This window comes from Actinokineospora spheciospongiae (genome assembly GCF_003182415.1).
Lineage (GTDB): Bacteria > Actinomycetota > Actinomycetes > Mycobacteriales > Pseudonocardiaceae > Actinokineospora > Actinokineospora spheciospongiae.
The window spans coordinates 73,287-86,594 of record NZ_QHCP01000015.1; the positions used below are offsets into that span (position 1 = coordinate 73,287).

Annotated in this window: 9 protein-coding genes; 5 read left to right on the forward strand and 4 right to left on the reverse strand. The window is 74.6% G+C overall.

The annotated features are described in order from the left end of the window. The gene (gene hrpB / locus DFQ13_RS29305; protein ID WP_110082105.1) at positions 1-2,439 is read right to left on the reverse strand and encodes an ATP-dependent helicase HrpB; all 2,439 of its coding nucleotides are present in this window, start codon (positions 2,437-2,439) and stop codon (positions 1-3) included. A gap of 98 nt (positions 2,440-2,537) precedes the next feature. Between hrpB and DFQ13_RS29310 the strand changes: the two genes are divergently transcribed. Together DFQ13_RS29310 and DFQ13_RS29315 are read left to right on the forward strand one after the other, a co-directional pair. Then, a complete protein-coding gene (locus DFQ13_RS29310) occupies positions 2,538-3,005 on the forward strand; it encodes a MauE/DoxX family redox-associated membrane protein (RefSeq protein WP_035283945.1) in 468 nt (155 codons plus the stop codon). A gap of 10 nt (positions 3,006-3,015) precedes the next feature. After that, positions 3,016-3,912 (forward strand): DsbA family protein, encoded by an 897-nt coding sequence (locus DFQ13_RS29315; RefSeq protein ID WP_110082106.1) that lies wholly within the window; start codon positions 3,016-3,018, stop codon positions 3,910-3,912. 9 nt (positions 3,913-3,921) lie between these two features. Here DFQ13_RS29315 and DFQ13_RS29320 read toward each other — a convergent pair whose 3' ends face one another. After that, positions 3,922-4,860, reverse strand: coding sequence for a hypothetical protein (locus tag DFQ13_RS29320; RefSeq protein ID WP_146241395.1), 939 nt, complete (start codon positions 4,858-4,860; stop codon positions 3,922-3,924). A 157-nt stretch (positions 4,861-5,017) separates the two neighbouring features. Here DFQ13_RS29320 and DFQ13_RS29325 point away from each other — a divergent pair, with 157 nt between their 5' ends. Further along, positions 5,018-6,814, forward strand: a complete 1,797-nt coding sequence (locus DFQ13_RS29325) for a thiamine pyrophosphate-requiring protein (protein WP_035283894.1) — start codon at positions 5,018-5,020, stop codon at positions 6,812-6,814. A gap of 302 nt (positions 6,815-7,116) precedes the next feature. Here the strand turns inward: DFQ13_RS29325 and DFQ13_RS29330 are convergent, their stop codons facing one another. Beyond that, the gene (locus DFQ13_RS29330) at positions 7,117-7,947 is read right to left on the reverse strand and encodes a DUF6042 family protein (protein ID WP_110082107.1); all 831 of its coding nucleotides are present in this window, start codon (positions 7,945-7,947) and stop codon (positions 7,117-7,119) included. A gap of 443 nt (positions 7,948-8,390) precedes the next feature. Between DFQ13_RS29330 and DFQ13_RS29335 the strand changes: the two genes are divergently transcribed. Together DFQ13_RS29335 and DFQ13_RS35700 are read left to right on the forward strand one after the other, a co-directional pair. After that, positions 8,391-8,936 (forward strand): hypothetical protein, encoded by a 546-nt coding sequence (locus tag DFQ13_RS29335; RefSeq protein WP_110082108.1) that lies wholly within the window; start codon positions 8,391-8,393, stop codon positions 8,934-8,936. Positions 8,937-9,226: 290 nt separating this feature from the next. Further along, complete coding sequence (locus DFQ13_RS35700; protein ID WP_146241396.1) at positions 9,227-11,338, forward strand: hypothetical protein; 2,112 nt, start codon at positions 9,227-9,229, stop codon at positions 11,336-11,338. On the opposite strand, the gene DFQ13_RS33345 is transcribed toward DFQ13_RS35700, so the two are convergent. Then, positions 11,222-12,928: a hypothetical protein gene (locus DFQ13_RS33345; protein WP_146241397.1), complete on the reverse strand. Its 1,707-nt coding sequence runs from the start codon at positions 12,926-12,928 to the stop codon at positions 11,222-11,224. The genes DFQ13_RS35700 and DFQ13_RS33345 overlap by 117 nt on opposite strands. Positions 12,929-13,308 lie beyond the last annotated feature (380 nt).

Here is a 13,308-nt window from a genome sequence, read left to right on the forward strand (position 1 = left end):
TCAGCGGGGTTTGCGCTGGATGCTGTGCCGGGTCGGCGGGGCCGTCAGCGGGTCCTCCGGCCAGCGGTGCTTGGGGTAGCGGCCGCGCAGCTCGGAGCGCACTGTGGCGTACCCGGTCTCCCAGAACGACCGCAGGTCGGCCGTGACCGCGACCGGGCGGCCCGCGGGGGAGAGCAGGTGCAGCACCACCGGCACCCGGCCGTCGACGAGGGTGGGGGTTTCGGTCCAGCCGAACACCTCCTGCACCTTGACCGGCAGCGCCACCCCGTCGCCGCTGTAGTCGAGCCGGACGGCGGACCCGGAGGGGACGGTGAGCCGTTCCGGGGCCAGCTCGTCGAGCCGGGTCGCCTCGGGCCACGGGAGCAGGGTGCGCAGGGCGGCGGTCACGTCGATCCGGGCCAGGTCGGCGCGGGAGCGGGCACCGCCGAGCCAGTGCTCGGCGGTGGCGAGCAGCGCGTCGTCGTCGACCGCGGGCCACGGTTCGCCGAGCACGCGGTGCAGCAGGTCCAGCCGCTGCCGCAGGGCGGTCGCGCGGGGGTCGAAGCGCAGCAGGAACAGGCCGCCGCGCCGCAGGCCCGCCAGGACCGCCGCGCGCACGGCCTCGGCGGGCGGTGTCGCCAGCGGCCGTTCCCACAGCACGATCGCGCCCAGCCGCCGCACCCGCCGGGCCACGACGTCACCGTCCCAGTGGACCTCGTCCTCCTCGGTGACCGTGCCCGCCGCTGCCGCCAGGTCCTCGTCGGCCGCCGCCGCCAGCCGCACCTTCCCCTGCGCGGCCCCCGGTGCCCGGTCGGCCACCGCCACGGCCAGCCACTCCGGTTCGCCCAGCCCCGGCGCCTCCACCGCCGTGCCGTTGGCCAGCAGGTACACCGCCCCGCCCCCGGCCCGCCGCCGCCCGATCCGCTCCGGGTGCGCCAGCGCCGTGACCAGGGCCGCCGCCCCCCGCCGCCCGCCCCGGCTCCCGCCGCCGTTCCCGCTTCCTCCTCCGTGCTCGCTCCCGCCGCCGCTTCCGCTCCCGCCGGGGCCGTCCCCGGCCAGCGCGGATTCCAGGCGCCCGACCTCGCGGCGCCACCGGGCGGAGGACGGCGTGCCGGAGCGCAGGGCGCGCAGCCCGGCGTCCAGGTCGGCCCCGGGGACCAGCCCGTCGTCGTCCAGGACCGCGACCACCTCGGCGGCGGTCCGCGCCCCGACCGCCCGCGACCCGTCCAGCAGCGCCCGCGCCAACCGGGGGTGCAGGCCCAGCCGCGCCATCGCCCGCCCGCGCTCGGTCACCCCCGACGCGTCCAGCGCGCCCAGCGCGGTCAGCACCTCGCGCCCCGCCGCCAGCGGTCCCGGGGGCGGGGCGTCCCACCAGCTCAGCGCCGACCCGTCCGGCGTCCCCCACACCGCCAGCTCCAGCGCCAGCCGGGTCAGGTCGGCGGTGCGGATCTCCGGCTCCGGGAACCGCGGCAGCGTGGCCTGCTCGTGCGCGGGCCAGCAGCGGAACACCCGGCCGGGCGCCTCCCGGCCCGCGCGACCGGCGCGCTGGGTGGCCACCGCCGCCGACACCCGCACGGTCACCAGCCCGGACATCCCCCGCCGGTGGTCCACCCGCGACACCCGCGACAACCCGGAGTCCACCACCGCCCGCACCCCCGGCACGGTCAGGCTCGACTCCGCCACGGCCGTCGCCAGTACCACCCGCTGCGCCGACCCGGACCGCAGCGCCGCGCTCTGCCGCTCCAGCGGCAACCGCCCGTGCAGTTCCACGACCTCGTGGTCTGACAGCATCGCCGCCACCCGGCGGATCTCGCCCACGCCCGGCAGGAAGACCAGCACGTCACCCTCCACAGCGGACAGTGCTGCCCGGGTGGCCCGCGCCACCGTCGCCTCCACCCGCTCACCGCGCAGCGGCGGGACGTGGGTCTCCTCGACCGGGAACGCCTCGGCGTCCACCGACACCACCGGCCCGCCCAGCAGCCCCGCCAGCGCCGACGAGGCGACCGTCGCGCTCGTGGCCAGCAGCCGTAGGTCCGGCCGCAGCCCCTCGCGCGCGTCGAGCAGCAGCGCCAGCAGCAGGTCCGCGTCCAGGTGGCGCTCGTGCACCTCGTCCAGCACGACCGTGTCCACACCGGACAGCTCCGGGTCGTGCTGCAACCGCCGCACCAGCAACCCGGACGTCACGACCTCGACCCGGGTGTCCCGCGACACCCGCCGGTCGCCGCGCACCGAGTAGCCCACGGTCCGGCCGACCGGTTCGCCCAGCAGCGCCGCCATCCGCGTCGCCGCCGCCCGCGCCGCCAGCCGCCGCGGCTCGGCGACGACCACCGAACCCGGCAGCGCCGGCGGCACCAGCGTCGTCTTGCCCGTGCCGGGCGGGGCGACGAGCACCGCCGTGCCGTGCGCGTCGAGGGCGCCGGTGATCTCGTCGAGGGCGGCTCGCACCGGGAGGTCGCGCATGGCGCCCAGCCTGTCAGGTCCGCCGGTCGGGGGGCGCGCGGCTCTCAGGTTTCGCTCAGCGTGCGCGGGTAGCCTCACCTGCTGTGACCAAGGCTGTCGTGCTCGACGGGGTCGGCACGCTGCTGCGGCTGGGGTTGGCCGCGGTGTGGGCGGTGTCGGGGTGGCTCAAGGTGAGCGATCCCAACCAGACCTTCGTCGCCGTGCAGGCCTACGACCTGCTGCCCGCCGGGCTGGTGAGCCCGGTCGCGGCGGCGGTGCCGTTCGTCGAGCTGGCGCTGGCCGCGCTGCTGCTCCTCGGGCTGGGCACCCGGGCCGCCGCGGTGCTGTCCGGGGTCGTGCTGCTGGCCTTCATCGGCGCGGTGGCCCAGTCCTGGGCGCGCGGGCTGAGCATCGACTGCGGCTGCTTCGGCGGCGGCGGGCAGGTCGCCGCCGGTGACACCCGCTACCCGCAGGAGATCGCCCGCGACGTCGGGTTCCTGCTGGTGGCCGGGTGGCTGGCGGTGCGACCCCGGACCGGGCTGTCGGTCGACGGCCGGTTCGCCCGTGCGACAGTGGACGCGAGGTGAGGAGGAACCGGTGGGCGGAGCGGAGCGCAATGCGCGCAAGCGCAAGCGGAACCAGGGCGGCGGTGCCCGGCCCGGTGGCGCGACGAGCGGTGCCAGGGCGGGCGACGGCAAGGCGGGCAGCGGCAAGGCGGGCGGCAGGCCCGTTCCCAAGCCCGGCAGTGCCCAGGCGGCGCTGGCGGCGGCGCGCGGCGGGAAGAACGACCGCACCAAGGTCATCCTCGGCGTGGTCGCCGTGGTGGTCGTGGCCGCCGCGGTCATCGGCGGGGTGATCTGGACGAACAACAGGAAGAACGCCACCGCCGACGCGGCCATCCCGGTCGCCGCCGCGCGCCAGGAGCTGCCGACCACGCGCGAGGACGCCGCGGTGCTGGTGGGCAAGGACTCCGCGAAGGGCACCCTCGACGTCTACGAGGACTTCCTCTGCCCGGCCTGCGGCGGGTTCGAAGCGCGGTTCGGCCCGGCCATCGAGCAGAAGCTGGACGAGGGCGTGCTCAAGGTCCGCTTCCACCTGGTGAACCTGCTCGACAGCCGCTCCGACCCGGAGGGCTACTCCACCGACTCGGCCAACGCCGCGCTGCTGGCCGCCGACGAGGGCAAGTTCCTCCGGTTCCACAAGAGCCTCTACGACAGCCAGCCCGAGGAAGGCGCCCGCGGCTGGAGCAAGGACCAGCTGATCGAGCTGGGCAGGGCCGTGGGCCTCACCGGCCAGGCCTTCGCCGACGGCGTCCGCGCGGGCAAGTACGACCAGCAGGTCACCGCCGCCTACGAGAAGGCCCGCGGTACCGAGTACCTGCTCCAGGACGCGGGCAACGGGCAGAAGGCGTTCGGCACCCCGACGCTCGCGGTGGGCGACAAGGTGGTCGACACCTCCCAGGCCGACTGGCTCGAACGGCTGGTCGCGGGCTGACCCGGGCCGTCAGGCCCACTGGGCGCCGTAGCCAAGGCCGGTGCGCGGGTGGTCGAAGGCGACGTGCACCTCACCGACCGCGTCCGGCACCAGGATGTCCTCGCTGGGCCGGATCTCGTCCACGTCGCGCGGGAACGCCTCCGCCAGGCCCCACACCCGGGCGGGCACCGCGTCCGGGTCGAACCGCACCCGCAGGTCGAACTCGTCGCACCGGCGCTCGGGGAAGTACACGTAGTGCGAGCGCATCGGCTGGTGCGCGGCGGGCCGGGTGATCACCGCGAAGTCGTGCTCCTCGCCGACCGCCAGCGGCCGGGGCAGCCCCAGCCGGATGGTGAACCGGTTGCGCCGGACCCGCTCGACCCCGGTCACCGTCACCCCGTACACCGGCTCCACCAGCAGTTCCGGCGGGTCGTCGGAGGCGGGGGGCACGGTGAACGACAGCTCGATCCCGGCCAGTTCCGGCCGCTCGGCGACGATGCACCGCAGCTCCAGGCACTCCGGGGACGCCTTGTCGTGGCGCAGCACCGCCTCGAACCGCCGCACGTACCAGCCCAGGTTGTCGTCGCGCCGCGCCACCGTCCCGGCCAGGGCCTGCGACACCAGCAGCCCCACCCCCTCGTCGATGCGGCGGCGCACCGTGCGCGGGTCGCGCTCCATCCTGGCGGCGAGCCACTCGGTGCGCTCCTGCAGGAACTTCTGCCGGGTCTCCGGGTGCAGCCCCATCGCCACGGCGACGACCAGCCCCAGGTCCTCGGGCAGCTCGTCGATCAGGGCGCGCAGCCTGCCCAGCAGCTTCACCTGGACCACCGCCGGGTCGTCGGCGGGTGAGATGCCGCACAGGGACCGCAGCGCCGGGCCGAGCTGCTCGGCCACGTCCGGCTTCTGCACCCCGCGCCCCTTGCGCAGCGCCCGCAGCTCCGCCACCACCTGATCGCGTGTGAAACGCACGCAGACCTCCCTCGGCGCCATCCGCCGGGAAGCGTACCCGGCTGGGGCGTACGGCCCACGCAATTGCGGCGCGCCCGCGCCCGGGTCGCGACCACACCGCAGGTGTGGTCGCCGCGGCGCGGGGTAGCCCCCACCCAGCCGAGCCGGAGGAGCGCCCATGTCCGAGACCGTCGCCGACCACCTGCTGCGCCGCCTGCGCGAGTGGGGTGTGGACCAGGTGTTCGCCTACCCGGGTGACGGCATCAACGGGATCGTCGCGGCGTTCGGCCGGGCCGACGACCGGCCCCGGTTCGTGCAGGTGCGGCACGAGGAGATGGCGGCGTTCGCGGCCGTCGGCCACGCGAAGTTCAGCGGGTCGGTGGGCGTGTGCCTGGCCACCTCCGGCCCCGGGGCGATCCACCTGCTCAACGGCCTCTACGACGCCAAGCTCGACCACGTGCCGGTCGTGGCGATCGTCGGGCAGACCAGCCGCAGCGCCATGGGCGGCAGCTACCAGCAGGAGGTCGACCTCCAGGCGCTGTTCAAGGACGTCGCCGGGGACTACCTGGTCGAGGTCAACGTCGCCGAGCAACTGCCCAACGCCCTGGACCGGGCGATCCGCACCGCCCAGGCCACCAGGTCGCCCACCGCGGTCATCATCCCGGCCGACCTGCAGGAACTGGAGTACACCGCGCCGCGGCACGAGTTCAAGCACGTGCCGTCGAGCCCGCCGAGCGCGGCGTGGTCGACCACGGTGGCCCCCGCCGAGGGCGTGGCCCGGGCGGCGGAGCTGATCAACGCGGGGTCGAAGGTCGCCATCCTGATCGGGCAGGGCGCGCGCGGGGCCGCCGAGCAGGTGCGCGAGCTGGCGGAGGTCACCGGTGCCGGGGTGGCGAAGGCGCTGCTCGGCAAGGACGTCCTGTCCGACGAGCTGCCCTGGGTCACCGGGGCGATCGGCCTGCTCGGCACCCGCCCGAGCTACGAGATGATGCGCGACTGCGACACCCTGGTCATCGTCGGCTCGAACTTCCCGTACTCGCAGTTCCTCCCGGAGTTCGGCCAGGCCCGCGCGGTCCAGATCGACGTCGACGGCCGCCACATCGGCCTGCGCTACCCGACCGAGGTCAACCTCGTCGGCGACAGCGCGCACACCCTCGACTCGCTGATCCCGTTGCTGGTGCCCAAGACCGACCGGTCCTGGCGGACCACGATCGAGGGGAACGTCGCCTCGTGGTGGGACACCATGGACCGCCAGGCCGCGCTGGAGGCCAAACCGGTCAACCCGATGCGGATCGTCTCCGAGCTGTCCGCCCGCATCCCCCTCGACGCCATCGTCACCGCCGACTCCGGCTCCTCCACCAACTGGTACGCCCGCCACCTCAAGATCCGCGGCGACATCCGCGCGTCCCTGTCGGGCACCCTGGCCAGCATGGGCCCGGCCGTGCCGTACGCCATCGGCGCCAAGTTCGCCCACCCCGACCGCCCGGTCGTCGCCCTGGTCGGCGACGGGGCCATGCAGATGAACGGCCTGGCCGAGCTGATCACCATCGCCCGCTACCGCCACCGCTGGTCCGACCAGCGGCTGGTCGTGTGCGTGTTCCACAACAACGACCTCAACCAGGTCACCTGGGAACTGCGCGCCATGGGCGGCGCCCCCAAGTTCGAGGAGTCGCAGTCGCTGCCCGAGGTCGACTACGCCGGGTTCGCCCGCTCCCTCGGCCTCGCCGCCATCACCGTCGAACACCCCGACCAGCTCGGCCCCGCCTGGGACAAGGCCTTCGCCGCCGACTCCCCGATGGTCCTCGACGTGCACTGCGACCCCGAGGTCCCGCCGATCCCGCCGCACGCCACCTTCGAGCAGGTCCGCTCGGTCACCGAGGCCGTCCTCAAGGGCGACCCGGCCGCGCTGCACCTGATCACCCAGGGAGCCAAGACCAAGCTCCAGGAATTCCTCCCCGACCGCGACCGGGACTGATCAGCCGGTCATGTCCTCCGCCCGCGCGGAGGACATGACCGCCGCGAGCACCACCACCGCGAACAACCCCACCACGGCGAACACCGCCCGCACGCCGAGCACCTGCGCCAACACCCGCCCCCGTCCGCACCTCCGTCCGCTTCGCCCTGCACCTGTCCCCGGAGGCCGCCGCCGACCTCGGCGCCAAGCTGGTGGCCGTCCTCGACGAGTACGTCCGCACCGACCACGAACGCCTGGACCAACCCGCGCACGGCGGGGTCGTCGTCCCGCACCGCATGGCGACTGACGGACCCGCGCGGCGGTCATGGGGAGTCGATGGTGCCCGCCGCGATGTCGAGCCGGTACTCGAGGAAGTTCGCCCAGTCCACCCGGATCTCCAGTTCCGCGCCCGGCTCCGCTCGCTCCGCGTCGCCGGTGACCTCGAAGTCCGGTTGGTCCGCCAGGATCGTCACCGCGGCCCGGGTCGACTCCAGGTCCACCCCGCAGGTCCGCGACAGGTCCAGCAGCGTCGTGCGCAGGACGTCGAGCGGGGCGTCGGCGTACGGCCCGAACAGGTCGATCAGCTTGCGGACCACCGGCCGGTGCAGGCCGATCCAGCGCAGCGCGTCCTCCTCGTCGACCTGGTCCCGGGTCAGCGGCAGCACCTCCGCGGGCAGCATCGCCCACGGGTTCAACTCGTAGCGGGTGTCCCCGTCGCGGCCGGTGGCGATGAGGACGGTGCAGGCGGTCAGGTAGTCCAGGACGTCGGACAGGGTGCGGGGGCGGAACACGCCCAGGGCGTCGGCATGCGAGTCGATCTCGGCGATGAGGCCGTCGAGCCAGGCGCGGTCCTCGGTGTTGGCCCTGGCGACCTCGCCGGGGGTGGGGGCGGCGCCGTCGAGGGCGGTGCGCAGGGTGTGCTCGGTCCACGGCTCGAACTCGTCCCAGGCGGGCCCGGACAGGCCCACCACCGCGTCCGGGGTGCGGCCGACGAGCCTGCCGATCTGGTCGCGGGTCGGCGCACCCAGCAGCACCACCACGCCCAGGACCTCGACGGCCGCGTGCGGGACGAACCGGCTCCAGCCCAAGCCGTCGAAGACGTCGCGGAACACCCCACCGCGCAGGACTTCCCCGTCGACTTCTTCCTCGGCCATGGACCGTGCATCTCCGCAGGCCACGTCCGCGTTACCGGTGACCTGGCACTTTCCTGCCACACCCTGGCGCGGAGACCGCGTCCGACGGCGGGTACCTGCTCGTCGCCGAGGCCACCGCCCTGCTCAGCCCGAGGACCTACCTGGTGTAGCCGGTCCTCGACCCGCACTGGTCGGTGTGATCCGCGCCTGCACCCACAGCGCTGAACCCACAGCGCTGAACCCACAGCGCTGAACCCACAGCGCTGAACCCACAGCGCTGAACCCACAGCGCTGAACCCACAGCGCTGAACCCACAGCGCTGAACCCACAGCGCTGAACCCACAGCGCTGAACCCACAGCGCTGAACCCACAGGGGGGTCCCACGGCAGGCACAGACCACGCACAGCGGCGCCGCCGATCGTGGTTCTCAGCAGCGAAGAGAACCCCAGTCAGGAGCGCCGGAGATGACCACCACCGAGCAGTACACCCCGCCCACCGCCGAGCAGGCCCCCGAGCCCCGGGCCAGCCGCACCCGCAAGGCCGTCATCGCCGCCGCGGTCGCCCTGGCCATCGCGGGCGGTGGCGGCGCGGCCGTCTACGCCGCGTCGAGCAGCAGCGCCGAGACCTCCGCCCAGGCGGGCGCGCCGGGCGGCGGCCCCGGTGGCGCGGGCGGCACGGGCGGCGGACCCGGCGGCGGCTCCGCCCTGATGGACGCCCTGCACGGCGAGTTCACCACCACCGACTCCTCCGGCAACTACGTCACCGAGGCCATGCAGACCGGCACCGTCACCGAGATCACCGACACCACCATCACCACCGAGAGCACCGACGGGTACACCAAGACCTACACGATCGACGCCACCACCACCTACGCGGCGATGGGCGGCGGCCCCGGCACCACCCAGTCCACGGTCACCAAGTCCGACCTGGCCGCAGGCGACACGGTGACCGTCGTCGCCACCACCGACACCTCGACGGCGGTGTCCATCGCCGAGCAGACCACCACCTGACCCCGCCGATCGTCCTCTCGCGACTGACCAGGTGGCACACCAGGTCCCGCACCAGCCAACCGGCGCAACCGGCCGTGCGAAGTCCCCGTCCGGGAGCCCGGCGACCACCGCGCGCAACGCCGCCCACGAGCGTGAGAAGAGGTCCACCACCACAAGCCACCAGCGCCCGCCCCCGGGACGGCTGATTCGCCGCCCCGCGGTGAACACCCACCGGTCGCGTCGAACCCCCGGCGCGGCGGGTGATCTCATGGGTACCCTCGGGTAATCGTTGTCGCGGGGCAGGGGGCGGGGTGTCCGAGGAATCGGGTGTGGTGAACCGGGTGTCCGGGGCGGGCGGGCACGTGGTGCAGGTGGGCGGCGGGGTGTCGGGCGGCATCCACTTCCACGGGCCGTCGACGCCGCCACCGGAGCTGGTGCCGCGGCCGACACCGCACTTCACCAACCAGCGGGCGGTGCTGCGCGCGGCGGACCGGGCGTTCGCCGAGGCCGGGGCGGGCCGGTGGGTGCTGGTCCTGACGGGCCCGCCGGGGGTGGGCAAGCGCGAAGCGGCGCGGGCGTGGGTCCACGACCGCCGCCGGGACTTCCCCGACGGCACGTTCCACGCCGACCTGACCGGTGCGGGGGTGGGCGCGGAGGCGGACCTGCTCGGTGCCTTCCTGCTGTCGGCGGGGTTCGCGGCCCAGCAGATACCCAGTTCACCGGAGGGGCGGGCCGGGCTGTTCCGCTCTTGGTCGGCGGGGCGCCGGGTCGCGGTGGTCGTGGAGCGGGCCTCGACCCCGGCCCAGGTGCGCTCGCTCGCCCCCGCCGGGGACGGGTCGGCGCTGGTGGTGACGCAGGCGGGCCCGCTGCACGGGTTGCGCGCGGACAACGTGGTGACGTTCCTGGAGCTGGCGCCGCTGGAGGCGAGCGCGGCCCGCGAGCTGTTCGGCCGGATCGCGGGCCCCGAGCGGGCGGTGGACGAACCCGACGCCGTCGCCGAGGTGCTGGAGGTCGCCGACGGCCTGCCGATCGCGGTGTGCGTGGCCGCCTCGATGGTCGCCGCGCACCCCCAGCGGTCCATGACCCGGCTGGTCGGGGCGCTGCGCGACGAGCAGCGCAGGCTGCGGGCCCTGTCCCGCGACGGCGGCGACCTGTCGGTCACCGCCGTGTTCAACACCGCCTACCAGCGGCTCACCGACGACGAACGGGCCTGCTACCGCGCGGCGGGGGCGCACCCCGGCCCGGGCGGGTTCGGCGCCCACGTCATCGCCGCCGCCCTCGGGTGGGACCTCGACCGGGTGCACGACAGCCTGGACTCGCTGGTGGGCGCCCAGCTCGTGACCGAGTTCACCGAGTCCCGCCACTCCATGCACTCCCTGGTCCGCGCGCACGCCAGGCAGGTGGCCGCCCCGGAGGGCGAGCGGGAGGCGCTGCTGCGCCGGGTGGTGGCCTTCTACCGGGACCGCGCGGTCGCGGGCGGGCACCGGGCGATGCCCGGACGGGGCATGTGGGAGCGGTTGCGCCCCGGGCAGGCCCTGCCCGAGGTCGACGTGCCCTGGCGGTGGCTGGAGGACGAGCGCGCCAACCTGCTGGCCGCGGTGGTGGCGGCGTCCGACCTCGGGCTGCACGAGGTCGTGTGCCAGATGTGCCTGATGCTGTGGCCGCTGCACGAGCGCGGCAAGCACCTCGACGACCTGCGCCGGTGCGGGGACCTGGGGGTCGAGTCGGCCAGGGCCCTCGGCGACGTCGCCGCCGAATCGCTGTTCACCACCCAGCTCGGGTTCGGCCACGTCCACCGCGGCGAGGCCCTGGCGGCGGCCGAGCTGTTCACCCGGGCGCTCGCGCTCGCCCGGACCACGCCGTTCACCGACCTGGCTGCCACCGCCCTGGAATCCCTGGGCCTGGCCCAGATCGCCGCGGGCGCGGACGAGGCCGCCGCGCGGACGCTGCGGCACAACCTCGACCTCGCCGGGGAACTGGGGCAGCCCAGGCGCACCGCGCTGGCCCGCCTGCACCTGGCCAAGGTGGACGACCTGCCGTCGGCCCTGGCGCTGCTCGACGCCGCCGAGGCGCAGTTCCTCGGCCTGGAGCCCCCGGACACCTACAACGCGGGCAAAGCCGCCCAGTGGCGCGGGCGCAGGCTCATCGCCGACCCCGCCCGCCGCGCCGAGGCCCGCGCCGAACTGCTGCGCGCGGACCGGGTGCTGGACCAGCGCTTCGACCGGATGACCACCCGCGAGGCCCTCGGCGACCTCGCCTCCGCCGAGGGCGAGCACGCCGAGGCCGCCGCCCGGTACCGGGAGGCGCTATCCATCGCCGAGACCGAGGTCTTCCCGCACGACGGGGCCCGGCTGGCGCGCAAGCTCGCCGACCTCGACCCGGCGCACCCGCCCGCCGACCCGCAGGCGCAGCAGCCGGGGTAGGTCGGCGAGGGCGCGGCCGTCGACCAGCCAGCAGTGCACCGCCGACGCGCACAACGCCGCCGTGTCCGGGTGCGGGTCGCCGTCCCCGGTGACCTCGGTGAACCGCACCCGGGTCCCGTCGGCCACCAGCACGGTCGGCGGGCCGTCCGACACCGCGGCCAGCAGGCACCCCGGCAGGCTCGCCAGCACCGCCGCCGCGTCCGCCGGGCTCCGATCGACGATGACGACCTCGGCCAAGTCGAGCCAACGCCGGTACGGCTCGGCCAAGCCGACCACCAGGTGCGCCGAGCCGCCGACCCAGTCCCGCAGCCGGGGAGCCGGGTACCGCACCAGTTCGACCTCGGCCGAGTCCTCGGTGACCGCAATGATCGTCGCGGTGACCAGGTGGCTGCGGCCGCGATCGGACGCCGGTGGCGGCACGGGGACGGCGGTGGCGTCGGCGGGTTCGGGCGGTTCGGGTAGGTCGATCAGCCCGTACAGGGCCGCCCGCAGCAGCCGCGCCGACTCGCCGCGACCCGAACTCGCCAACTCCGCCACCGCCGCCAGTTCCGGTGACACCGGTCGCCCGGCCAACTCGTCGACCCGTGCGGCCACGTCGTCGTCCACCGCGATCCTCGGCGTCACGGCGAGCATCCGCCCGATCGCCGACAGCGGGTCCACAGTGGACTCCGGGGCGACGGCGAGCGCGAGTGGCCTGCCCGCTGCCGCCGCGTAGAGGCTCACGGAGCCGTGGTCGCCGATCACCAGGTCCGCCGCCACCAGCGCCGCCCGCCAACCCTCCACCGGGTCCAGGACGGCCACCCCGGCCCGCGCGCACTCCCGCAACCACGTCTCCACCTGCCAGCGCGAGTGCCACGCGGAGACGTTGGGGTGCAACACCAGCACGACGCGGTACCGGTCGACCGGCAACCGCGCCGCCAACCGCGCGACGAACCCCGGGTCGGTGCCGAACAGCGACTCCCGGCCCCACGTCGACGAGACGACCACCACCGTCCGCCCGTCCGCGCCCAACGCGGACCGGTACACCGCCCGCAACGGCAGGCTGGCCAGGATTCGGTCCAGGCACGGATCACCCGCCACCACCGCGACCGGCACGGCCTCCGGGCACGCCGAGGCCAACCGGTCGACCTGTTCTGCGTGCGACAGCACCAGAACCGACGGGATCACACCACCGTCGGCGTCCAACAACCACTCAGGCGACAGCCCGAAGACCGGGGTTCCTGGGTTCCTGGGTTCCTGGGTTCCTGGGTCGAGGTACTTATTGTACCCGACCCCGTGCGGGAAGATGATCACGGGTGCCCCGGGTTCGCGCAGGTCACCGCCGTGGCTGGCGCTGATGACCAGGTCCGGCCGCAGCTCGACCGCCGTGGTCCAGTCCACCGGATCGGCGCCCATGGCGGAGAGGAACCCGGCCGTCCCGTCGGTGAACGCGGAGGAACCCGTGACCGCGAATCGCACCTGGACCCGGGAATCGCCGGCGATCAGCGGCAGCACGTCCACCAGTCGCGTCGCGGCCGTCACGTTGTGGACGGCGATCACCAGGAGCCGCTCCGCCCGCACAGTCGACCAAGGGCTCCCGCCGCGCTCCATGTGGGCAACCGTATCAACGCGATCGGCCGAACGTCTCCGACGCGGCCGGTGGCTGTTCGCTGCGACACCCGACTGCCGCGGACGGCGGGTGGGGGCTCGCGAAGCGGTCGATTCCGTGCCCGCTCGCCGCCCGAGCCCCTTGGGAACGGCAGCGGCCCGGAAACCGCACGACATCGCGGGCTCTTGTCCGAGAAGGAGAAGTCCCGCCGGAGGGTCGAGGGACAATCAATTCTTCCACGATGGCTCAATCCGCCCCGGACTTAACATCATCCGACCTATTGCACCTTCTCGGTGTCGGACGCGAGAACTCCGGCTGCGCCGATTGCCGGTCACCCCTTCTCCTCTACTCCCGCGACCCCGGATCGGCAAGGGCACTCGGC

Bases quoted from the DNA above. Each gene is read 5' to 3' on its own strand.
- hrpB (WP_110082105.1), bottom strand. From the start codon at position 2,439: ATGCGCGACCTCCCGGTGCGAGCCGCCCTCGACGAGATCACCGGCGCC.
- DFQ13_RS29325 (WP_035283894.1), top strand. From the start codon at position 5,018: ATGTCCGAGACCGTCGCCGACCACCTGCTGCGCCGCCTGCGCGAGTGG.
- DFQ13_RS29330 (WP_110082107.1), bottom strand. From the start codon at position 7,947: ATGGCCGAGGAAGAAGTCGACGGGGAAGTCCTGCGCGGTGGGGTGTTC.
- DFQ13_RS29335 (WP_110082108.1), top strand. From the start codon at position 8,391: ATGACCACCACCGAGCAGTACACCCCGCCCACCGCCGAGCAGGCCCCC.
- DFQ13_RS33345 (WP_146241397.1), bottom strand. From the start codon at position 12,928: ATGGAGCGCGGCGGGAGCCCTTGGTCGACTGTGCGGGCGGAGCGGCTC.